Raw genomic sequence first — 20,085 nt, 5'->3', positions numbered from 1 at the left:
CGGCAGATTTTTTCTGCCGCTTCGCCTGATGCAGGCGATGCAGAAGGGTTGCTGTGTGTAAATCTTTTTTGCGAACAGGGCTCGCAGGAAAGTGAATCGGGTACATCAGAGTCACGGTCATAGCCGTCACCGCTTTACCCGAATAAGTATACCGATGTGGGGCGTGGATGATCGTACGATAAACATCATCTTTGTGGCTTAATCCTGTGCATCAAACCGTCTGCTAACCTATTCTGATACAACTTTGCAGCAGACTCAGAGGGTTAGAGGTTTCATAAAGTGCACAGCTCCTTTATCATCCTCTCTACTTATTTTCCAGCAACTGCACATTGGATACCATGTATCAACCTGTCGCGCTATTTATCGGTCTGCGCTACATGCGCGGAAGAGCAGCGGATCGTTTCGGTCGCTTTGTCTCCTGGCTCTCCACCATTGGTATCACGCTTGGCGTGCTGGCCATGATTACTGTGCTGTCTGTGATGAACGGTTTCGAGCGCGAGCTTGAGGGCAACATCCTGGGCCTGATGCCACAGGCGCTGATCACCAGCAACACGGGCAGCATCAATCCGCAGCAATTCCCTGCCTCTGCACTCAAGCTCAACGGCGTTGACCGCATCGCGCCGCTGACCACCGGTAATGTGGTGCTGCAAAGTGCACACAACGTCTCAGTCGGGGTGATGCTGGGGATCCAGCCGGACGAAAAGGATCCCCTGACGCCTTTTCTCGTTAACACGCCGCAAAGCGTGTTACAGCCCGGTCAGTATAACGTCATCCTGGGCGAACAACTGGCCTCGCAGCTGGGCGTGAAACGGGGTGATCAGATCCGCCTGATGGTGCCGTCCGTCAGCCAGTTCACGCCCATGGGGCGCGTGCCGAGCCAGCGCCTGTTTACCGTGGCGGGCACGTATGCGGCTAACAGCGAAGTTGATGGCTATCAGATTCTGGTTAACCAGCAGGATGCGTCGCGCATTATGCGCTATCCCGCGGGCAACATCACCGGCTGGCGTCTGTGGCTGGATAAGCCGCTTGAGGTTGACAGCGTGAGCCAACAGGCTCTGCCCGCGGGCATGGTCTGGAAAGACTGGCGCGAACGCAAAGGGGATTTATTCCAGGCCGTGCGTATGGAGAAAAACATGATGGGGCTGCTGCTGAGCCTGATCATTGCCGTTGCGGCCTTCAATATCATCACCTCGCTGGGCCTGCTGATCATGGAGAAGCAGGGTGAAGTGGCCATTCTGCAAACCCAGGGATTAACCCGCCGTCAGATTGTCGCCGTTTTTATGGTGCAGGGTGCCAGTGCCGGGATTATTGGCACGTTGCTCGGGGCGCTGCTTGGCGTCCTGTTAGCCAGCCAGCTTAATAACCTGATGCCGGTCATTGGCCTGTTTTTGGACGGTGCCGCGCTGCCTGTGGATATTAATCTGTGGCAGGTGGTGACTATCGCCTTCAGCGCAATGGTGATTGCGCTGCTTTCTACGCTTTACCCTTCATGGCGCGCTGCCGCCGTACAACCCGCTGAGGCTTTACGCTATGAGTAACTCTCCTTTGTTGCAGTGCCGCGACCTGTGCAAACGCTATCAGGAAGGAAGCGTACAGACCGACGTACTGCGCAACGTGAATTTTGATGTGCAACCTGGTGAACTGATGGCGATTGTCGGCAGTTCAGGATCAGGAAAAAGTACCCTGCTGCACCTGCTGGGCGGGCTGGATACGCCCACTGCGGGCGATGTGGTGTTTGACGGATGTTCGCTGAACAGCATGTCTTCTTCTGATAAGGCCGAACTGCGTAACCGCGAACTGGGCTTTATCTACCAGTTTCACCACTTGCTGCCCGACTTTAGCGCGCTGGAAAACGTCGCGATGCCGCTGCTGATTGGCAAAACCGCTAAAGGCGAAGCCCAGGCACGCGCGCGGGAAATTCTGGCCGCCGTCGGGCTGGAACACCGCGCCGCCCATCGTCCGTCTGAACTGTCTGGTGGTGAGCGTCAGCGCGTGGCGATTGCCCGTGCGCTGGTGAATCGTCCCCGCCTGGTCATGGCTGATGAGCCCACCGGTAACCTGGATGCCCGCAATGCGGATGCCATTTTTGAACTGCTGGGGGAGCTGAATGTGCGTCAGGGCACGGCGTTTCTGGTGGTCACCCACGATCTGCATCTGGCAAAACGCATGACGCGTCAGATGGAAATGCGCGACGGCCAGCTCAGCGATCAGATTATCCTGGCGGGAGCGGTCTGATGGGATCGTCGCTATCACTGTTACTGGGGCTGCGTTTTAGCCGTGGCCGTCGTCGCGGCGGCATGGTGTCGCTGATCTCGGTGATTTCCACCGTGGGCATTGCACTCGGCGTTGCGGTGCTGATCATTGGCCTGAGCGCCATGAACGGCTTCGAGCGTGAGCTGAATAAACGCATTCTTGCCGTGGTCCCGCACGGTGAAATCGAAGCCGTTAATCAGCCTTTTCAGCGCTGGCAGTCATTGATCGCGCCGATTGAGCAGGTGCCTGGCATCGCGGCTGCCGCGCCCTATGTCAACTTTACCGGCCTGATTGAAAGTGGCGCGAAGATGGAAGCGTTGCAGGTGAAAGGCGTGGATCCGGCACAGGAGCCACGGCTGAGTGCCTTACCTTCTTTTGTCACCGACAATGCCTGGTCATCCTTTGCGGCAGGGAAACAACAAATCATCCTCGGTGGTGGTATCGCAATGGCGCTCAACGTGAAGCAGGGCGACTGGATCACCATCATGATCCCGAACAACGACGGTGAGAATAAGCTCCTGCAACCCAAACGTATTCGCCTGCAGGTGAGCGGTATTTTGCAGCTGAGCGGAATGCTGGATCACAGCCTGGCTCTGGTGCCGCTGGCGGACGCGCAGCAGTATCTGGATATGGGTGACAGCGTGACCGGCATCGCGCTGAAGATGAACGATCCCTTCCAGGCGGCCAAACTGGTGCGCGCGGCGGGTGAAGTAACGCACGCTTACGTGTATATCAAAAGCTGGATTGGCACCTACGGTTATATGTACCGCGATATCCAGATGATTCGCGCCATCATGTACCTGGCCATGGTGCTGGTGATCGGCGTCGCCTGTTTCAACATTGTGTCGACACTGGTGATGGCCGTTAAAGACAAGAGCAGTGATATCGCCGTTCTGCGGACGCTGGGCGCAAAAGATGGCCTGATTCGGGCAATTTTTATCTGGTACGGCCTGCTGGCAGGCCTGCTGGGCAGCGTGAGCGGCGTGGTGGTCGGTGTACTGGTGGCGCTGAATCTGACATCGCTGATGAAAGGTCTTGAAACGCTGACCGGTCACCATTTGTTAGCCGGCGATATCTACTTCATCGACTTCCTGCCGTCTGAATTGCACTGGCTGGACGTGTTTTCAGTACTGATTACCGCTATTGTGCTAAGCCTGCTGGCAAGTTGGTATCCCGCACGGCGCGCCAGCCGCATCGATCCGGCGCGTGTCCTGAGTGGACAGTAGTCGTACCAGACAGCGCCGTTCATGCTGCGCTGTCGGCCCTGTTCTTTAGATTGTCGGGCCAACTGGCCCAAACTTTGTTGATTGACCTGCGGACGTTTTACTCACCGCACCAGGAGACTTTATGCGTACACCTCGTCGCCGTATACGACTTGCCCGCCTGAAGAAAACACGCAGGAAAGTGCATCAGCGCTTTCGCCAGCGTATTTTCGAACGCGATCGTCAGGCCGAACTGGCGGCGCACCCGTTGCCGCGCATCGTCGTGTTAACGGGGGCAGGGATATCCGCCGAATCCGGTATCAGGACCTTTCGTGCCGCGGACGGATTATGGGAAGAGCATCGGGTTGAAGATGTCGCCACGCCAGAAGGTTTCCGACGCGATCCGGCGCTGGTGCAGCGCTTTTATAACGCGCGGCGTCAGCAGCTTCAGCAGCCCGAGATCCAGCCGAATGCCGCGCATCTGGCGCTGGCAGAACTGGAACAGGTGCTGGGCGACAACTTTTTCCTTGTCACGCAAAATATCGATAACTTGCACGAGCGCGCGGGCAACAGCCGTGTGCTGCATATGCACGGCGAATTGTTAAAAGTGCGCTGTGCCAGTAGCGGACAGGTGATCGACTGGCAGGAAGACGTCACGGAGAACGACCGGTGTACCTGCTGTCAGTTTCCCTCTGTCCTGCGCCCCCATGTCGTCTGGTTTGGCGAAATGCCGCTGGGTATGGAAGACATCTACCAGGCGCTGGAACAGGCCGATCTGTTTATCGCCATCGGCACCTCAGGCCACGTGTATCCCGCGGCGGGCTTTGTTCATGAGGCAAAGCTGCAAGGCGCGCATACGGTGGAACTGAATCTGGAGCCCAGCCAGGTGGGCAATGAGTTTGCCGAAAGTCACTACGGGCTCGCAAGTGAAGTGGTTCCCGCCTTCGTACATAAGCTGTTGCACGGGCTGCACAAATAATCTTGTGTGTGATGCCACCGCACACCTGAAAGAAAACACTTTCAGCAGTAAGACGGTCGCGCCACACGCCGGCCTCAGGGTTTACGGCAGCCCAGCGGCGGCAGGGAGTCAGGCCGCCTGTTGATGCACGGGTTAACGGCCTGCGTGCGGTTTCCGAACGGCATGCGGCTGTTGCCTGCCTCCTCTCATCCTCAGTCGCGTTAAACTCCGCCGCCGTATGATTAAGCGCAGCCGGATGCTTCCTGGGGCGCATCACATCGGCATCACAAAGGTTACAGGTGCCCGAAACGGCTGTGCGTGTTTGCCTTATTAATATTTCTGTCTGCTGACACAAGAGCCTGTCAGCAAAGAAAAGGGCCGCGATAGCGGAAAAAAACGCGCCCCGGTTTTGACTCTGAATCTGGCTGATGCAGGGCAGGGTTGCGTTAACCGCCGCAAAAACCAGCGATTGCCCGTTTTTTTATGCTGTCTGGCGTGCGGAATATGCCCCGGCAGCCTTAACCTGAACGATAATGATTTGACGCAACACGATGTCTTGCCGGTTTATCAATAATGACCGGCGGTAAATTTTAAGGATGGCATATGAAGCAACTATTAGAACGCTTTTTGCGTTATGTGGCAGTAGAGACGCAGGCAAAACCGCAGGCACGTCAGGTGCCCAGCAGCGAAGGTCAGTGGGTACTGGCCCGCCAGTTGCAGGAAGAACTGCTGGCCCTGGGTTTTGTGGATGTCAGCCTGAGCGATCACTGTTGTGTGATGGGCACACTACCGGCCAATGTGGACTGGCCAACGCCGGTGGTGGGCTTTATTTCGCATATGGATACCTCACCGGATTTCACCGCGAAACATGTTAATCCGCAAATCATCGAAAACTACCGGGGCGGCGATATCGCGTTGGGCAATGGTGATGAAGTGCTGTCACCGGTCATGTTCCCCGTGTTGCATAAGCTTATCGGTCACACCCTGATCACCACCGATGGCAAAACCCTGCTGGGCGCGGATGATAAAGCGGGCATTGCCGAGATCATGACGGCCATGGCCAGACTGGCGGAAGGCGATATTCCGCACGGTGCCATTCGCGTTGCCTTTACCCCAGACGAAGAGATTGGGCGGGGCACGTCGCATTTCGATGTTGAAGGCTTTGCAGCTGACTGGGCCTATACCGTCGACGGCAGCGATCTGGGCGAATTTGAATACGAAAACTTCAATGCGGCCTCGGCGCTGGTCAAAGTCGTGGGCAACAATGTTCATCCCGGGTCTGCGAAAAATGTCATGGTCAATGCGCTGGAGCTGGCGACGCGTTTCAGTGCAGCGTTGCCTGCGAAAGAGAAGCCGGAATGGACAGACGGTTATGAGGGCTTCTTTCATCTGCACCAGATGAAAGGCACGGTTGAGCACGCTGAGCTGCACTACATCATTCGTGATTTTGATACCGAGGCGTTTGAACAACGCAAACGCACACTGCAGCAAATTGCGGATGAGATCAATAAAGACCTGCATCCCGGCTGTGGTATTACGGTAGAGATCAGCAACAGCTACCGCAATATGCGCGAAAAAGTCGAACCTTTCCCGCACATTATCGATCTGGCCTTGCAGGCGATGCGCGACTGCGGCATCGTGCCGGTGGTGAAACCGATTCGCGGCGGTACGGACGGTTCGTCCCTGTCATGGAAAGGATTGCCCTGTCCAAACCTGTTTACCGGGGGCTATAACTACCACGGCAAGCACGAGTTTGCCTCGCTAAACATCATGGCGCAGTCTGTCGACGTCATCGTTCGCCTGGCAGAACTGGCCGGTCAGAAGAAAGGTTAAAACAACGTCTCCTCGTCCGGGCAGGGCGAGGAGACGGCGTAAACGGATGGGAACACCACTTCTCCAGCGGTTTATTCAGCGCCGAAATACCAGTAACCCGCGTTAATCAGCCCGGCAATCTGCGCCAGCACGGCCGGATCGTCAAGAGCCTCCCCCAGATCATCCAGGGTAATTTCATCGCGATGTGCCAGCACTGACATCACGCGCGGATCGGCGCATTCGACGCGCTCGCCGTTGATATAAATCGCATCGCCCAGCGTCAGGACGCGTAATCCACCCAGACGGGACAATACATCGCCCTGTTGCAGCGCATCATAGATTTCATCGGGCTGATAAGGCGGTTCCGGTGGCGCAACGTCAAGTTCGTGGCGTGATTGTGAAATAAATTCGCCCAGCCACTGCTCAAAATGCGCAGGCTGATTCACCACATCCAGCATCACCTTGCGTAAGCCTTCCACTTCTTCAGGCAAAATCAGCGACGGGCAGTCGCGCGAAGGCACATCGGGATCGGTATAACGCAGGCTGCCCAGCTCGTTAGCCAGCGCATAATCGGCGAAGCCGCTGATGAGTTCACGTCCGCTGGGCGCGCGGAATCCTACAGAGTAGTTCAGCGCATTTTCGAGGGAGTAGCCTTCATGCGGGAAACCCGGCGGAATATAGAGAATATCGCCCGGTTCCATTTCTTCATCGATAATGGCGTCAAACGGCTCGACCTGCAGCAGGTCAGGATGCGGGCAGTGCTGTTTCATCGGCACTTTTTCCCCGACGCGCCAGCGGCGGCGGCCGGTGCCCTGAATAATAAACACATCGTACTGATCGAAATGCGGACCCACGCCGCCGCCGGGCACGGAGAACGAGATCATCAGATCGTCAATGCGCCAGTCCGGCAGAAAGCGGAAAGGGCGCATCAGTGCGGCAGAGGGCTCATGCCAGTGATTGACCGCCTGAACCAGCAGTGACCAGTTGTTTTCGCCCAGGTGATCGTAGCTTTCAAATGGACCATGGCTGACCTGCCACTTTCCGTTTGGCTGGCTGACCAGCCGACTGTCGACCTCATTTTCCATGGCTAAGCCCGCCAGTTCATCCGGCGAAATGGGATCGATAAAATTTTTAAAGCCACGCTTTAGCACTACCGGGCGCTTTTGCCAGTAACGCTGAATAAAATCGGGCCAGTTGAGATCGAGCTGATAATCCATAAAGAAAGTCCGCTAAGGGCTGAAAATACCTGCAAGTATAACAGCCCGCAGCCTGAACTACTCGCGGCGATGTTCCATTTCCTGGCGCTGAAATACGACTTCCATGCGCGCACCGCCTAACGGGCTGCTGGAGGCGATGACATTACCGGCGTACTGCTCAAGGATATCTCGCACCACGGCAAGCCCGAGCCCCTGGCCTGGTCGCATGGTGTCGACGCGCTGTCCCCGCACGAAAATCAGGTCGCGTTTACTTTCCGGAATGCCCGGACCGTCATCATCAATATAGATGTGCAGCGCATCTTCGGTCTGATGAGCACTGACCTCAATAAATTCCAGACAGTATTTGCAGGCGTTATCCAGCACATTGCCCATCACTTCCATAAAGTCGTTCTGATCGCCAAAGAAGGTGATTTCCGGGGAAATATCCAGGGTAATTTCCACCCCTTTACGCTGATACACTTTATTCAGTGCCGAGCACAGGCTGTCCAGTAAACCCGATACCGAATGCAGATCACGCTGCAGGGGATTATGATCGGCCTGCATGCTGGCTCGGTGCAGGTAATAACCGACCTGCTGAGAGATGCGGCTGATCTGCTCCAGCATCACCGGCTCGGCCTGTTCGATGGTTAACTCTTTTCCGCCGCGCAGCGAACGCAGGGTACTTTGCAGGACCGCCAGCGGTGTTTTCAGGCTGTGGGTCAGGTCGGCCAGCGTCGTGCGGTAACGCGTGTAACGTTGACGCTCGTTGGTCAGCAACAGATTGAGGTTACGCACCAGCGAACGCAGCTCCTGCGGGGGCTTATCGTCCAGATTTTCACGCTGTCCGGTTTCCAGTTCGCGTACCTGAAGCGTCAGATGCCCAATCGGCCGTAAACTCCAGTGCGCCGCCAGCCAGAGCAGCGGGACAATTAAAATCAGGTTAGCGGCCAGAACATAGCTGAACCATGACCAGACCACATCGGAATGCTGTAGCTCTTGTGGAATGGTATCGACCACCACAATGGTCAGGGCGGGCAGGTTGGTGGTGGCATCGTAGCGGTTGACGGCAACCGAATGGGTAAACGTATCCTGATCGTCATCGTCGTTATCATCCCACGCATGAAGCTGCTGCTGTGCCGTCAGATTGTCGCCCATGGCGGCCCGGCTGGTGCTGTTGTTGGTATCAATCTCGTAGAAATCAGGTTTTAACAGCCATTCGGGTTGAATCTTCTCACGAATTTCCGGCACATCACGCTGCTGCCAGAGCAACTTGCCGTGTTCATCATAAATAAATACCAGGGTGGGGAAATTAAGCATGGTGCGCTCGGGCTGCGCAATTGTCAGCTTATTATCTTTCCACTGTGCCAGGGTAAAAAATAAATTGCTCTCGCCTCGCATCACACGATAGGTGTTTTTATCAAAACTCACCACATAGCCAATCACGGCGACCATGCCATAAGAAAGCGAGAGAATGAGAACGATGGCTGCGGAGGCCAGTAAAAAGCGTGTCCGCAGCGAAATAGGGCGATAACGTTTAAGCCAGGACATCATCAGAGATCAAAGCGGTAACCCTGGCCGCGAACGGTAGCGATAACTTCGTCAGAATGCAGCGCGAGGATTTTTTTGCGCAGGCGGCCCATTAATACATCGATCGTGTGGCTTTCACGCAATTCGGCATCGGGATACAGCTGCAACATTAATGAATCTTTACTCACCACTTTGCCCGCATTACGAATTAAGGTTTCCACGATGGTATATTCAAAGGCGGTCAGCTTAACCGGGCTTTCATTCACCGTCAGTTCGCGACGCGATAAATCGACCTGAAACGGCGGCATGGCAATAATTTGCGACGCATGACCACTGTTGCGGCGCATTAATGCCTGGAGGCGTGCGGCAACTTCTTCAATATGAAACGGTTTTGTGACGTAATCATCCGCACCGGCTTCCAGCGCTTCGACTTTCGCCTGCCAGCCTTCACGGGCGGTCAGCACCAGAATAGGCTGACGCACGGCATCATTGCGCCAGCGACGAATTAACGACATGCCGTCTTCACCGGGTAAGCCCAGATCGACCAACGCGATATCAGGTAAATGTTCCTGGAGAAAATAATCGGCTTCTTTGGCATCTTCAGCAGCATCAACCTGATGACCCATTTCTCGCAGTTGTACTGAAAGATGGTGGCGCAGCAGGGCATTATCTTCCACAACCAGAACACGCATAGGATTTCCTTAGCATCAGATCGAAACGAATTTAAATAAGTATAAGCGAAATGAATTAAACAGCAGGTTAACGCAGACCGGCGGGAACCGGTCTGCAGAAGGGATATTATTTCAGATCATCAACCATTTGAATCGCACGGCCAAGATAATTTGCCGGGGTCATCTGTTTTAAACGGGTTTTTTCTTCTTCAGGCAGCGCCAGGCTGTCGATAAAGGCCTGCATACCTGCGGCGTCAACACGTTTACCGCGGGTTAGCTCTTTCAGCTTCTCGTACGGTTTTTCGATGCCGTAACGGCGCATCACGGTCTGAATCGGCTCGGCCAGCACTTCCCAGTTGTGATCCAGTTCATCCAGCAGGCGCTCGCGGTTCACTTCCAGTTTTGAAATACCTTTTAAGGTGGCCTGATAGGCGATCAGCGCATAGCCTACGCCGACACCCAGGTTACGCAGCACGGTAGAATCGGTCAGATCACGCTGCCAGCGGGAAACCGGCAGTTTGCTGGCCAGATGCTGCATGACCGCGTTGGCCAGGCCCAGATTGCCTTCCGAGTTTTCAAAATCGATAGGGTTTACTTTATGCGGCATGGTCGACGAGCCGATTTCGCCCGCAACGGTTTTCTGTTTGAAGTGGTTGAGTGCCACATAGCCCCAGATATCGCGATCAAAGTCGATCAGGATGGTGTTAAAGCGGGCGATACAGTCAAACAGCTCGGCAATGTAGTCGTGCGGCTCGATTTGCGTCGTATAGGGATTCCAGGTGATGCCCAGCGAGGTAACAAACTCTTCACTCAGCTGGTGCCAGTCGGCTTCCGGGTACGCCGCAATGTGCGCGTTGTAGTTGCCCACGGCGCCGTTGATTTTGCCCAGCACTTCAATCTGCGACAGCTGAAGCAGTTGACGTTCCATGCGGTAGGCGACGTTGGCCATCTCTTTACCCATAGTCGATGGCGTAGCGGGCTGGCCGTGCGTGCGAGACAGCAGGGGAATATCACGGTATTCCTGCGCCAGGCCTTTTATGGCGGCGATCAGCTGCTGCCAGTAAGGCAGAATGACATCGCGGCGTGCTGTTTCCAGCATCAACGCATGGGACAGGTTATTAATGTCTTCAGAGGTGCAGGCAAAATGAATAAATTCCGACACTGCATGCAGGGCGGGCACATCCGCCACTTTTTCTTTCAGGAAATACTCAACCGCTTTCACGTCATGGTTGGTGGTGCGCTCAATGGTTTTGATGCGTGCGGCGTCTGCTTCGCTGAAACGGGCGACGATCTCGTCAAGGAAAGCGTTTGCGTCAGCATCAAATGCAGGAACTTCCTTGATCTCTGCGGTCGCAGCCAGTTTTTGTAACCAGCGAACTTCAACCTCAACGCGGAACTTCAGCAAACCAAATTCGCTGAAAATTGCGCGCAGCGGGCTGACTTTATCGCCGTAACGACCATCGACAGGTGAGACGGCGGTCAGAGAGGATAATTCCATCAGTGCAACTCCTGATTCATTTAACGGTGTTTGCCTCACTGACTCAGTAAGTCAGTGGCAGGCGGGATAAAATCGATTTGGCTTCGCGCAGTAAACGCTGGCGCGAAAACATCAGCTGCAGTCGGCCTCCGCCAACCTGTTGCCACAACACGGCGGCACGAATGCCGGCCAGCAGCGTGGCGCGAACTTTACTCTGTAGCAGGGAATTCTGTAGCACTGCCGGCGATCCGGTTACCTGAATACGTGGGCCGAGCGGGCTAATCACATCGACATAAATGCCCGCCATGGCGCTCAGAATAGTGTCGGATTCCAACGTGTAATGCGCCAGCTGACGATCGAGCTGGCTGATACGCTGGGCCAGGGTGTTCATAGCCTGCTTGTTCGCATTGAGCTTGCGCTCCAGTACCATCAGGCTCAACGTGTAACGGGTCAGTTCGGCACCAGCGCCCTGACGTTGCGTGCTGTTCAGCACGGCCATCAGGGTTTCCAGCCCCAGGCGCAGGTTGGCTTCGTTGTTACCAAATACCGCCAGGGTCGAGGGAGGATTCAGGTCCAGTACGCTGCGCAGTGACACCGCCAGCGCCTCCGGCTGACAATGTCCCTGATTGGCTAACTGCTGCACCAGATGGGCCGCCTGGCAAATGCCCGCCAGTGCAAAGGTAATGTCCTGATAGTTTTTTGCCACGGTTACTCCTGTTTACGCGTTATTCCCACCGGTATTATGCGGCAACCCAAGGCAAACGTTCTTCGATGATACCGCCACCCAGGCAGACTTCATCAAGGTAGAACACCGCAGACTGACCCGGCGTGACCGCAGCAACGGGCTCATCAAACCGGACTTCAATTTTATCCTCGCCGTGCGGGATAATTTCGCAGGGGATATCGGTCTGACGGTAGCGGGTTTTCACCGTACAACGCAGCGGTGCGGTTAGCGGCTGACGATCAACCCAGTGTAACTGCTGGGCAATCAGACCCACTGACATCAGTCGGGGATGGTCGCCGCCCTGCGCCACGATCAGGCGGTTGCGCGCCACATCTTTATCAACGACGTACCAGGGATCGTCTTTGCTTTCTTTAAGACCGCCAATGCCCAGCCCTTTACGCTGGCCGAGCGTGTGATACATCAGGCCCTGGTGCTCACCCACAACCTGTCCGTCGACGGTTTCAATTTCACCCGGCTGGGCAGGGAGGTAGCGCGCGAGGAATTCGGTAAACTTGCGTTCACCGATGAAGCAAATGCCGGTGGAGTCTTTTTTCTTCGCCGTCACCAGCTCAAGTTGTTCAGCGATGCGACGCACTTCAGGCTTTTCCAGCTCGCCGACCGGGAACAGGCTCTGCGCGATTTGCTGGTGGCTGAGTGTGTAAAGGAAATAACTCTGGTCTTTGTTACCATCCAGACCGCGCAGCAGGTGGCTGCGGCCATCGATATCCTGACGGCGGACATAGTGCCCGGTGGCGATGAAGTCTGCACCCAGATCCTCTGCGGCAAACTCCAGAAACGCCTTGAATTTGATTTCTTTATTACACAGGATATCGGGATTGGGAGTGCGGCCCGCTTTGTACTCTTCCAGGAAGTGTTCAAAGACATTGTCCCAGTACTCTGCCGCAAAGTTCACTTTGTGCAGTTTAATACCTAACTTGTCGCACACGGCTTGCGCATCCGCCAGATCGTCAGCGGCGGTACAGTATTCCTCGCCATCGTCTTCCTCCCAGTTCTTCATGAACAGGCCTTCAACCTGATAGCCCTGCTGTTGCAGTAACCAGGCGGAAACGGAAGAATCGACGCCGCCGGACATTCCGACGATCACTTTTTTCTGGCAGTTATCAGACATCACAAGCTCGCAAAACAGTAAAACAGGCGGCGCATTCTATCACGCTGAACGCGGGTGCGCACCTTCATGAAACGGCCAGTTGAACGGGCTGATCAGGTCGAGCGGATAGCGTACGCCCTGTTGCCAGCGGCGTACGCTTTCGGCAACCAGGGGCGAACGCAGGTTAGAGGCCGACAGAATCTGCTCTGGCGCGACCCACCAGCAGCAATCAATGTCGCTGTCCTGCGGAGCCGTTGGCTGGATATCGTCCAGATCCACGCCAAACAGAAACCGCACAAAAGGCGTATTATCCGGGGCGATCCACTGGTTTATGCCGATAAAATACTGCATTTCGGCCCGAATGCCGGTCTCTTCAAACAATTCCCGTGATGCGGCTTCATGCAGCGTTTCATCGGCTTCAAGATGACCGGCAGGCTGATTCCAGGTGGCGATGCCGTTGACGCGTTCTTCAACGACCAGTAATGCACCCCGAGCCTGAACCAGGCACGCGACGGTGACATGCGGTTTAAACATCGATCCTCCTGAATTGTTAACTTAAAGTTATGGAAATGATAATGGCAGTCAGTCTTGTGCGCTGATATCGCGCCAGGCACCCGGAGCCAAATTGCCCAGAGTAAACTCGCCCATGGCATAGCGCACCAGACGCAGGGTTGGAAAGCCAATATGGGCCGTCATACGTCTGACCTGACGGTTACGACCTTCAAAAAGCGTTATTTTCAGCCACTGTGTTGGAATGGCTTTGCGCTCGCGAATCGGCGGCTGGCGCGGCCACAACCAGTCGGGCTCAGCCACTTTTTCGACGCCAGCCGGTAACGTCGGGCCATCTTTCAGATTAACGCCATCGCGCAAAGGTTGTAGATCGCTTTCCTCAGGCGCGCCTTCCACCTGCACATAGTAAATCTTGCCGGTGCGCTTGCCGGGCTGCGTCAGCGCCGCCTGTAGCGGGCCATCGTTAGTCAGGACCATCAGTCCTTCGCTGTCGCGATCGAGTCGGCCCGCCGCGTAAACGTCACTCACGTCGATAAAATCTTTGAGGGTGCGGCGGCCAGCTTCATCGGTAAATTGCGGCAGAACATCAAAGGGTTTGTTGAACAGAAGCACGCGGCGGACGGCAGGCGGCGATGACGCCTTGCGATGCACAGGACGTGTTTGTCGGCTGAATCGTTTATTTGGATGAGAAGTCTGATTAGTTTTTCGCATACGCTTTGCAGTCTGGAACATTCAGCGCATTATAACGCGAAATTGCGGTGATTGGCGTGGCGTGAATATTCAAGTAGTATTGACGCGCATCTTACAAATCATTAACAAAAAATCGCTCGAAGGAGAGGTTAATGGAAAGCAAAGTAGTTGTTCCGGCGGAAGGTCAGAAAATCACCCTGAATCAAGGTAAACTGGTTGTCCCAAATAACCCGGTTATCCCTTACATCGAAGGGGATGGTATCGGCGTTGATGTGTCACCAGTGATGCTGAAAGTGGTTGATGCCGCTGTGAAAAAAGCCTACAACGGCGAGCGTAAAATCTCCTGGATGGAGATTTATACCGGTGAAAAATCGGTTGAACTCTACGGTCAGGATGTCTGGCTGCCGCAAGAAACCCTCGATTTAATCAAAGAATACCGCGTAGCGATCAAAGGCCCACTGACCACGCCAGTTGGCGGTGGCATCCGTTCTCTGAACGTTGCGCTGCGTCAGGAACTGGATCTGTACGTTTGCCTGCGTCCGGTGCGCTACTACACCGGTACACCAAGCCCGGTAAAACGCCCTGAAGACACGGATATGGTGATCTTCCGCGAAAACTCCGAAGATATCTATGCCGGTATCGAATGGAAAGCGGGCACGCCAGAAGCGGATAAAGTCATCAAATTCCTGCGTGAAGAAATGGGCGTGAAGAAAATTCGCTTCCCAGAAAACTGCGGTATCGGTGTTAAACCGTGTTCGGAAGAGGGCACCAAGCGCCTGGTCCGTGCAGCAGTGGAATACACCATCACTAACGATCGTGATTCACTGACGCTGGTACACAAAGGCAACATCATGAAGTTCACCGAAGGCTCCTTCAAAGACTGGGGTTACCAGTTAGTGAAAGACGAGTTCGGCGGTGAGCTGATCGATGGCGGCCCATGGATGAAATTCAAAAATCCAAACACCGGTAAAGAGATCATCGTAAAAGACGTGATCGCCGATGCCTTCCTGCAGCAAATCCTGCTGCGTCCGGCAGAATATGACGTTATCGCCTGTATGAACCTGAACGGTGACTACATCTCTGACGCCCTGGCGGCGCAGGTGGGCGGTATCGGTATTGCACCAGGCGCAAACATCGGTGACGAATGTGCGCTGTTCGAAGCCACCCACGGTACGGCACCGAAGTACGCAGGTCAGGATAAAGTGAACCCAGGTTCCGTGATTCTGTCCGCTGAAATGATGTTGCGTCATATGGAATGGTTCGAAGCCGCAGACCTTATTGTCAAAGGCATGGAAGGCGCAATCGCTGCCAAGACCGTGACCTATGACTTCGAACGTCTGATGGATGGCGCTAAGCTGCTGAAATGTTCAGAGTTTGGTGAAGCAATTATCGCAAACATGTAATAAGATTTTCGTAACTCGAAGCCAACACGTATGGAAAAACGTGTTGGTTTTTTCGTTTTTAAAACACTTTCCCCAAAATTCCCCCAAAATCTTTCCCCAAAATAAGTCTTTTTTTTTATGAAGTGGAAGCGGTCCATTAATTTTTAATCTATATTATGGAGTAATCCAGTGCATTTATCTCTAACGCTATCCAGTAATCTGCTCCCCCACGGCTAGCTTTAACTGATCGTAAGCCTGAGAGAGCTAAAAGATCCGAAGTCAGTAATGGGAGTGAAATCTGCCATATGCTTTAGAATTGAGACCATTCCGGTAAGCGCGAGCAGATTTACTACTCGGGTAATGAATATTGAAGTTAACCTTTAAAGAACTCTAAGGCGAATATCATACATCACATACTATTAGTTATAGATTTACCGATAGAAATTTCAGCAATGTGTACTACAATAAATTAGGTCCATAATTAATAGGATTATCATACGATGCACATAAATAGAAACTTACTTTGGGAAAAAATCACTTATCAGTGTGTTCCAAACTATCTGAATTCAGGGAGGTGCATACCTTGTCAGATTGTTGACGTGATGAATAAATTTGTAATTTATAAGGTGGACGGAGCGATAAACCACTATTTACTGCTTCCGATAGAAAAAGTTACTGGACTTGAAGATGATTTTTTTTTGACACTAAATAAAATTTTTGCGCTGGCATGGGACAATACATTTCTTCTTAGCCGTGAGGGAATCGATGATAGGCGCCCTTGCCTTTTATCAGTTAATCCTGCAGTTAAGCGCTCTCAGGATCAGTTACATATTCATATCTCATTTATTTCTCCTGACGCTGAAGAAAGTCTTATTGAACGCTATAAATTTATAAAGCAAAACATCTGGAGCGATACTCCTTTTGGAATACAAGATCAAAACCTCTATCTAAAAAAAATAACCAAATCTAATTTTTTCAGCAATTCTTACAGTTTTCCGCAGGATGCAAATACATTGTGTAGCGAGTTAGGCAAGGACAGAAAATATTTGACACTAGGAGTGACTTCTTTAGATTCAGATTTTTTTATTCTAATGGCAGGTTTTTGTGAAAAAAATATTGTTGCAAGTTGTGAAAAATTAAGTGAAGAATTTGGGGGGTTTTAATTCCTGTATTGTCATATATTTATCTAATTACTTTTTATTGCTGAGGTCTTTGTTGTCAACAATGTAAATTGCTTCATGTTTCTTTAAAAATTCAATTCAAGCTTTAATGATTAGGATAAATTATAACCTTGGGTTGTAGGTGATCTCATTAAATGTCACTAAGGGAAGTTTTTTTATAACTAAACGCTTTACTAATTTTGGAAGGTTTGTTTTTTTCTTTCCTATAAACTGATGGTTTTTATTTTTTAAAAAGGTTGAAAGATTTTTTCTGCCATCTTTTTTAAATAATTTGATTATGAAATTAACTATTTCATAAGTTAATTATTAACCAGCCCTTACCCCTGTCATCATTGTATTTGTCAGTCATTTGTTGAGACTTATGGCCTAGCAGTTTTTGCGTGTCTATACCTTGTTCTCTATAAATACGTTCAGAAAGAGAGCGTTGCTCATGGAAAGTTGGAGCTGAGCCATTAGTCCATTTCAGGCCACAATTGTTCCTGGCTTTTTTGAAAGTTGTAGTGATTGAACTTGCAGAGACCTTTCCACCTCGCACAGCCCTAGAAGTGGAGTGACGAAAATGGACCAGATATTTACTCACGACAGCATCGCGACATCTGGCGATTACTTCCCTTAAAGAGATATTAATTGCTTCACATCTTAAACTCAGAGGGATAGCTACTCTGCACCCGGTTTTTTCTTGAGTAACATGAAGCATATCATCCCAGATGTCTGAAAACTTCATCTCAGAAATATCACCAATTCGCTGCCCGGTGACAACCGCAAGCAGCATTGCGCATTGTAGATATGGGGGGTGCTTTTCAGCCGCAGAGTAAATCTCTTTCCACTCTTCAAAGGAAAGGCGTTCACGTTTTACTCTGTTACGCGGCTGGCGTGTTGCCTGCGCTGGGTTGTAACCTGGAGGCACATGCCCGGCATGCTGGGCTTCCTTGAACACGTCGATCAGTGAAGTTCGGACAACCTGTGCCATGCGGTTATAGCCCTGAGCCTTTACCGCATCGACGATTTCCGCTATTTCCATTGCAGTAACATCTTTTAAATACATCATCCCTGAACGCTGGCGCAGCAGTTCAACAGGTTTTTTCTTTTGTTTTACTGAGTTCATTTTGATATCTCCAGTGTCAAGCCGTTCCTGCTGAATGGCAAGGTAGCGATCAAGCCAGGTTGTAACTGTGATAAATTCTCTCGACTCCCGAATACGGGCAATCTTTTCATTAACGCTCAGGATCTGCCGGGTCCGCTGTTCGGCGATGATGTCATTGGCTTCACTGGCAACCTGTTTGGCTTCCTCGGCATCTGTGCCGAGGCTGTGAAACTTACCCGTTACTGGATGTTTATATTGCCAGTACACCCGTCCCGTTCGCTTATCCAGCTTTGAGTACAGATTGGGGATGGTTATTTTATGGGTTCGTGGTCTGGCAGCCATCTTCAATAATCCTTCTCAGCTTAGGGTTTGCGGTCGGTGCGATTTTTGGTTCGGCTAAAATGCCGATAAATCGGGCTTCACGATCAATCATCCACTCTCTGCCTACTTTTCTGGCTGGTGGTGCCATCATGTGGCTCTTGGCATATTTTTTTAATGTGCGAAGGCTGGGGGCTAAACTTCCAAATTCTTCCGTCGCCCATTCTTCTAAGCTCACCATTCTGGCCATACTCGTACCTCATACAGCCGATCAGTAATTTAGCGCTGACCGGGCTTTAAAACTGATTATCAAAAATCACTTGCGATCGGCTTTCAGCATGACGACTGAAACGCCGGTACCGTCAAACTCGTTATCAATTAGTCCAGACCAGCTTCATGACCAGCCGGGCAAAATATCTTTTTTCCGCATACTTCCGGGCAGGATGGCCACAAGACGGCCGCCGGGTTTAACCAGGCTGGCAGCAGATTCCACATGCGCTTTGGCTCGCCCTTCGCTGAACGGTGGGTTCATTACCACTTTGTCAAAGCGACTGCTGGTGGCTTCGGCCCACTGGATGAAATCAGCCTGTTCGACGGCGTAACCTTTCGCCTCCAGTACCCGACAGTGCAGCGCTGATATTTCTACACATTGGATCTGGTCTGCCGGCATCAGCACGGCAAGGTTTCCGGTGCCGGCACTCGGCTCCAGGCAAGAATCGCCATGCTGAATATCGGCTTCGGAAACGGCCCACTCAGCCAGCGATTCAGGGGTAGGGTAAAACTGGTGAGACTGATGATCCGGAATACACCCGGACGCGATAATCTCGCCCAGCACCCGGGCGGGGTCATAGTCGAACTCCCAGATGTTGATATTTTTATTTGGGCCCGCTTTAATCAGCACACCGCCGATGGTTTCCAGTATTTTCCCCGCCTGGCCCCGGATCGCTTTGTCTTCGTCGCGCCAGTCAAATCGGCGGTTGTATGGATTGGTAGTCAGAGGCTGTGTCGGCTCATCCCAGCGGTTACGATGAATCGGGGTGTGCCTCTCAGCCTTCAGCCCTGCCAGCACTTCCAGAACGGCGAAGGGGAGTGGCTTACTCATCAGCACGAAATCTTTGAGCTTTTTCTTTGGTTTCTGGCGGAATTGTGGCGGGATTGCCAGCGGGTACAGGTGCGCCAGAATGCAGTTGAGTCGCCAGGCCATATCCGGGTGTACTTCGAGGTGTGCTGTGCCTTTCAGATAGGCCCGGACACGCAACGCTCCACCGTCCAGCATCAGCCATTCACCGTGGCGGCAGCGGGCTTCCTGTAAGGCGTCGTCGGTTACACGCCAGCGGGGTTCATCGCGGCCCATAAATTTAGCAATCACCTGCCGCAAATCTTGGATATACCCGCTCATATCGTGATTTGTCATGCCGTAATCGGTGAACACCCGGGCAAGGATCATGCGCTTGCCGAAACCTTCCGGCCTGTTGGTAATGTGGTCGCCGGAAAGAGCGCGGAAAATACCATCCACTCGCTCGGAGAAAAATTTCTGACGTGAGTTAAGCAGTTCCATGATTGTCGGCCGCACGGTCTCTTCTTCGAAGTCGGGCGTTTTCATTTCCCGGATCTGCTCGTTCCACTCGGTGCGTCGGTTGCTCGGCATATACTCGTACACGTCGGTCATGTTCAGGGCTTTTTGCCAGAATGTTGCATTCAGGCTGGCGATAACCCCGTCAGTGAATTCAATACTGGTGCCGCACTCGATGTTGTCTTCGAGCCACGCCAGCAAAACCTCTAATTTGTGTTGTTTGACCATCTTCTCTTTGCTTTCCTTTTCGTTGCTTTCACTTCCGGAGGCTGCTCGACAATGCCGTGGTGCCGCCGGTACCCGTTACGCATATGCCAGATGATTTCTTCGGTGTGGTCTTTGAAGTCATCGGGTTCCGTTCTCCTGGGGAACAAAAGGCTGCTGTATTCGTCGCTCATATCTCTGTCTCAGTGAGCGGC

Annotated in this window: 18 protein-coding genes; 7 read left to right on the top strand and 11 right to left on the bottom strand. The window is 52.8% G+C overall.

From position 1 onward, the window contains the following. Positions 1-338 precede the first annotated feature (338 nt). The 5 genes from lolC to pepT all read left to right on the top strand — a co-directional run bounded on the left by lolC (position 339) and on the right by pepT (position 6,246). Positions 339-1,538, top strand: a complete 1,200-nt coding sequence (gene lolC, locus GC087_RS14710; RefSeq protein WP_033737765.1) for a lipoprotein-releasing ABC transporter permease subunit LolC — start codon at positions 339-341, stop codon at positions 1,536-1,538. Then, positions 1,531-2,235, top strand: a complete 705-nt coding sequence (gene lolD, locus GC087_RS14705; protein WP_324028633.1) for a lipoprotein-releasing ABC transporter ATP-binding protein LolD — start codon at positions 1,531-1,533, stop codon at positions 2,233-2,235. Before lolC ends, lolD begins: the two co-directional genes overlap by 8 nt. Further along, on the top strand, positions 2,235-3,479 hold the full coding sequence (gene lolE / locus GC087_RS14700) for a lipoprotein-releasing ABC transporter permease subunit LolE (protein ID WP_324028632.1): 1,245 nt from the start codon (positions 2,235-2,237) through the stop codon (positions 3,477-3,479). The genes lolD and lolE overlap by 1 nt, the downstream gene beginning before the upstream one ends. A gap of 121 nt (positions 3,480-3,600) precedes the next feature. After that, positions 3,601-4,434, top strand: a complete 834-nt coding sequence (gene cobB, locus GC087_RS14695; protein WP_033737540.1) for a Sir2 family NAD+-dependent deacetylase — start codon at positions 3,601-3,603, stop codon at positions 4,432-4,434. Positions 4,435-5,016: 582 nt separating this feature from the next. Continuing rightward, positions 5,017-6,246 carry a peptidase T gene (gene pepT, locus GC087_RS14690; RefSeq protein ID WP_324028631.1) on the top strand — a complete coding sequence of 410 codons (1,230 nt, stop codon included), beginning with the start codon at positions 5,017-5,019 and terminating at the stop codon, positions 6,244-6,246. Positions 6,247-6,317: 71 nt separating this feature from the next. Here pepT and GC087_RS14685 read toward each other — a convergent pair whose 3' ends face one another. The 8 genes from GC087_RS14685 to rluE all read right to left on the bottom strand — a co-directional run bounded on the left by GC087_RS14685 (position 6,318) and on the right by rluE (position 14,170). Then, positions 6,318-7,442 carry a ribosomal protein uL16 3-hydroxylase gene (locus tag GC087_RS14685; RefSeq protein WP_006118859.1) on the bottom strand — a complete coding sequence of 375 codons (1,125 nt, stop codon included), beginning with the start codon at positions 7,440-7,442 and terminating at the stop codon, positions 6,318-6,320. A 57-nt stretch (positions 7,443-7,499) separates the two neighbouring features. Next, entirely contained in the window at positions 7,500-8,969 is a 1,470-nt protein-coding gene (phoQ, locus tag GC087_RS14680; RefSeq protein ID WP_033737764.1) for a two-component system sensor histidine kinase PhoQ, read from the bottom strand. 2 nt (positions 8,970-8,971) lie between these two features. Next, on the bottom strand, positions 8,972-9,640 hold the full coding sequence (gene phoP / locus GC087_RS14675; protein ID WP_033737538.1) for a two-component system response regulator PhoP: 669 nt from the start codon (positions 9,638-9,640) through the stop codon (positions 8,972-8,974). A 106-nt stretch (positions 9,641-9,746) separates the two neighbouring features. Next, positions 9,747-11,117, bottom strand: coding sequence for an adenylosuccinate lyase (purB, locus tag GC087_RS14670; RefSeq protein ID WP_324028630.1), 1,371 nt, complete (start codon positions 11,115-11,117; stop codon positions 9,747-9,749). Between the two features lie 43 nt (positions 11,118-11,160). Further along, a complete protein-coding gene (gene hflD, locus GC087_RS14665) occupies positions 11,161-11,802 on the bottom strand; it encodes a high frequency lysogenization protein HflD (RefSeq protein WP_205956313.1) in 642 nt (213 codons plus the stop codon). A 34-nt stretch (positions 11,803-11,836) separates the two neighbouring features. Next, positions 11,837-12,949, bottom strand: a complete 1,113-nt coding sequence (gene mnmA, locus GC087_RS14660) for a tRNA 2-thiouridine(34) synthase MnmA (protein ID WP_039341044.1) — start codon at positions 12,947-12,949, stop codon at positions 11,837-11,839. Between the two features lie 39 nt (positions 12,950-12,988). Then, the gene (locus GC087_RS14655) at positions 12,989-13,462 is read right to left on the bottom strand and encodes an NUDIX domain-containing protein (protein ID WP_033737534.1); all 474 of its coding nucleotides are present in this window, start codon (positions 13,460-13,462) and stop codon (positions 12,989-12,991) included. Between the two features lie 48 nt (positions 13,463-13,510). Next, positions 13,511-14,170, bottom strand: coding sequence for a 23S rRNA pseudouridine(2457) synthase RluE (gene rluE / locus GC087_RS14650; protein ID WP_324028629.1), 660 nt, complete (start codon positions 14,168-14,170; stop codon positions 13,511-13,513). A 110-nt stretch (positions 14,171-14,280) separates the two neighbouring features. Between rluE and icd the strand changes: the two genes are divergently transcribed. Together icd and GC087_RS14640 are read left to right on the top strand one after the other, a co-directional pair. Then, positions 14,281-15,531, top strand: coding sequence for an NADP-dependent isocitrate dehydrogenase (icd, locus tag GC087_RS14645; protein ID WP_324028628.1), 1,251 nt, complete (start codon positions 14,281-14,283; stop codon positions 15,529-15,531). A 479-nt stretch (positions 15,532-16,010) separates the two neighbouring features. Further along, a complete protein-coding gene (locus GC087_RS14640) occupies positions 16,011-16,673 on the top strand; it encodes a CDP-diacylglycerol diphosphatase (protein ID WP_324028627.1) in 663 nt (220 codons plus the stop codon). A gap of 310 nt (positions 16,674-16,983) precedes the next feature. On the opposite strand, the gene GC087_RS14635 is transcribed toward GC087_RS14640, so the two are convergent. From GC087_RS14635 to GC087_RS14625, 3 genes are all read right to left on the bottom strand, one after another. Beyond that, positions 16,984-18,117: a site-specific integrase gene (locus tag GC087_RS14635; RefSeq protein ID WP_324028626.1), complete on the bottom strand. Its 1,134-nt coding sequence runs from the start codon at positions 18,115-18,117 to the stop codon at positions 16,984-16,986. After that, entirely contained in the window at positions 18,092-18,343 is a 252-nt protein-coding gene (locus tag GC087_RS14630; protein ID WP_324028625.1) for an excisionase, read from the bottom strand. The genes GC087_RS14635 and GC087_RS14630 overlap by 26 nt, the downstream gene beginning before the upstream one ends. Before the next feature lie 144 nt (positions 18,344-18,487). Beyond that, a complete protein-coding gene (locus tag GC087_RS14625; protein ID WP_324028624.1) occupies positions 18,488-19,894 on the bottom strand; it encodes a DUF4942 domain-containing protein in 1,407 nt (468 codons plus the stop codon). Between the last annotated feature and the right edge of the window lie 191 nt (positions 19,895-20,085).

Source organism: Pantoea sp. JZ2, from assembly GCF_035191405.1.
In the GTDB taxonomy this organism is placed as follows: Bacteria; Pseudomonadota; Gammaproteobacteria; order Enterobacterales; family Enterobacteriaceae; genus Pantoea; species Pantoea stewartii.
Note: the sequence above shows the minus strand (reverse complement) of the source record. Positions and strands in the feature narration are given on the sequence as shown.

Bases quoted from the DNA above. Each gene is read 5' to 3' on its own strand.
- GC087_RS14625 (WP_324028624.1), bottom strand. From the start codon at position 19,894: ATGGTCAAACAACACAAATTAGAGGTTTTGCTGGCGTGGCTCGAAGAC.
- lolE (WP_324028632.1), top strand. From the start codon at position 2,235: ATGGGATCGTCGCTATCACTGTTACTGGGGCTGCGTTTTAGCCGTGGC.
- phoQ (WP_033737764.1), bottom strand. From the start codon at position 8,969: ATGTCCTGGCTTAAACGTTATCGCCCTATTTCGCTGCGGACACGCTTT.
- lolC (WP_033737765.1), top strand. From the start codon at position 339: ATGTATCAACCTGTCGCGCTATTTATCGGTCTGCGCTACATGCGCGGA.
- GC087_RS14640 (WP_324028627.1), top strand. From the start codon at position 16,011: ATGCACATAAATAGAAACTTACTTTGGGAAAAAATCACTTATCAGTGT.
- purB (WP_324028630.1), bottom strand. From the start codon at position 11,117: ATGGAATTATCCTCTCTGACCGCCGTCTCACCTGTCGATGGTCGTTAC.
- pepT (WP_324028631.1), top strand. From the start codon at position 5,017: ATGAAGCAACTATTAGAACGCTTTTTGCGTTATGTGGCAGTAGAGACG.
- lolD (WP_324028633.1), top strand. From the start codon at position 1,531: ATGAGTAACTCTCCTTTGTTGCAGTGCCGCGACCTGTGCAAACGCTAT.
- GC087_RS14655 (WP_033737534.1), bottom strand. From the start codon at position 13,462: ATGTTTAAACCGCATGTCACCGTCGCGTGCCTGGTTCAGGCTCGGGGT.
- cobB (WP_033737540.1), top strand. From the start codon at position 3,601: ATGCGTACACCTCGTCGCCGTATACGACTTGCCCGCCTGAAGAAAACA.
- rluE (WP_324028629.1), bottom strand. From the start codon at position 14,170: ATGTTCCAGACTGCAAAGCGTATGCGAAAAACTAATCAGACTTCTCAT.
- icd (WP_324028628.1), top strand. From the start codon at position 14,281: ATGGAAAGCAAAGTAGTTGTTCCGGCGGAAGGTCAGAAAATCACCCTG.
- phoP (WP_033737538.1), bottom strand. From the start codon at position 9,640: ATGCGTGTTCTGGTTGTGGAAGATAATGCCCTGCTGCGCCACCATCTT.
- GC087_RS14635 (WP_324028626.1), bottom strand. From the start codon at position 18,117: ATGGCTGCCAGACCACGAACCCATAAAATAACCATCCCCAATCTGTAC.
- GC087_RS14630 (WP_324028625.1), bottom strand. From the start codon at position 18,343: ATGGCCAGAATGGTGAGCTTAGAAGAATGGGCGACGGAAGAATTTGGA.
- mnmA (WP_039341044.1), bottom strand. From the start codon at position 12,949: ATGTCTGATAACTGCCAGAAAAAAGTGATCGTCGGAATGTCCGGCGGC.
- GC087_RS14685 (WP_006118859.1), bottom strand. From the start codon at position 7,442: ATGGATTATCAGCTCGATCTCAACTGGCCCGATTTTATTCAGCGTTAC.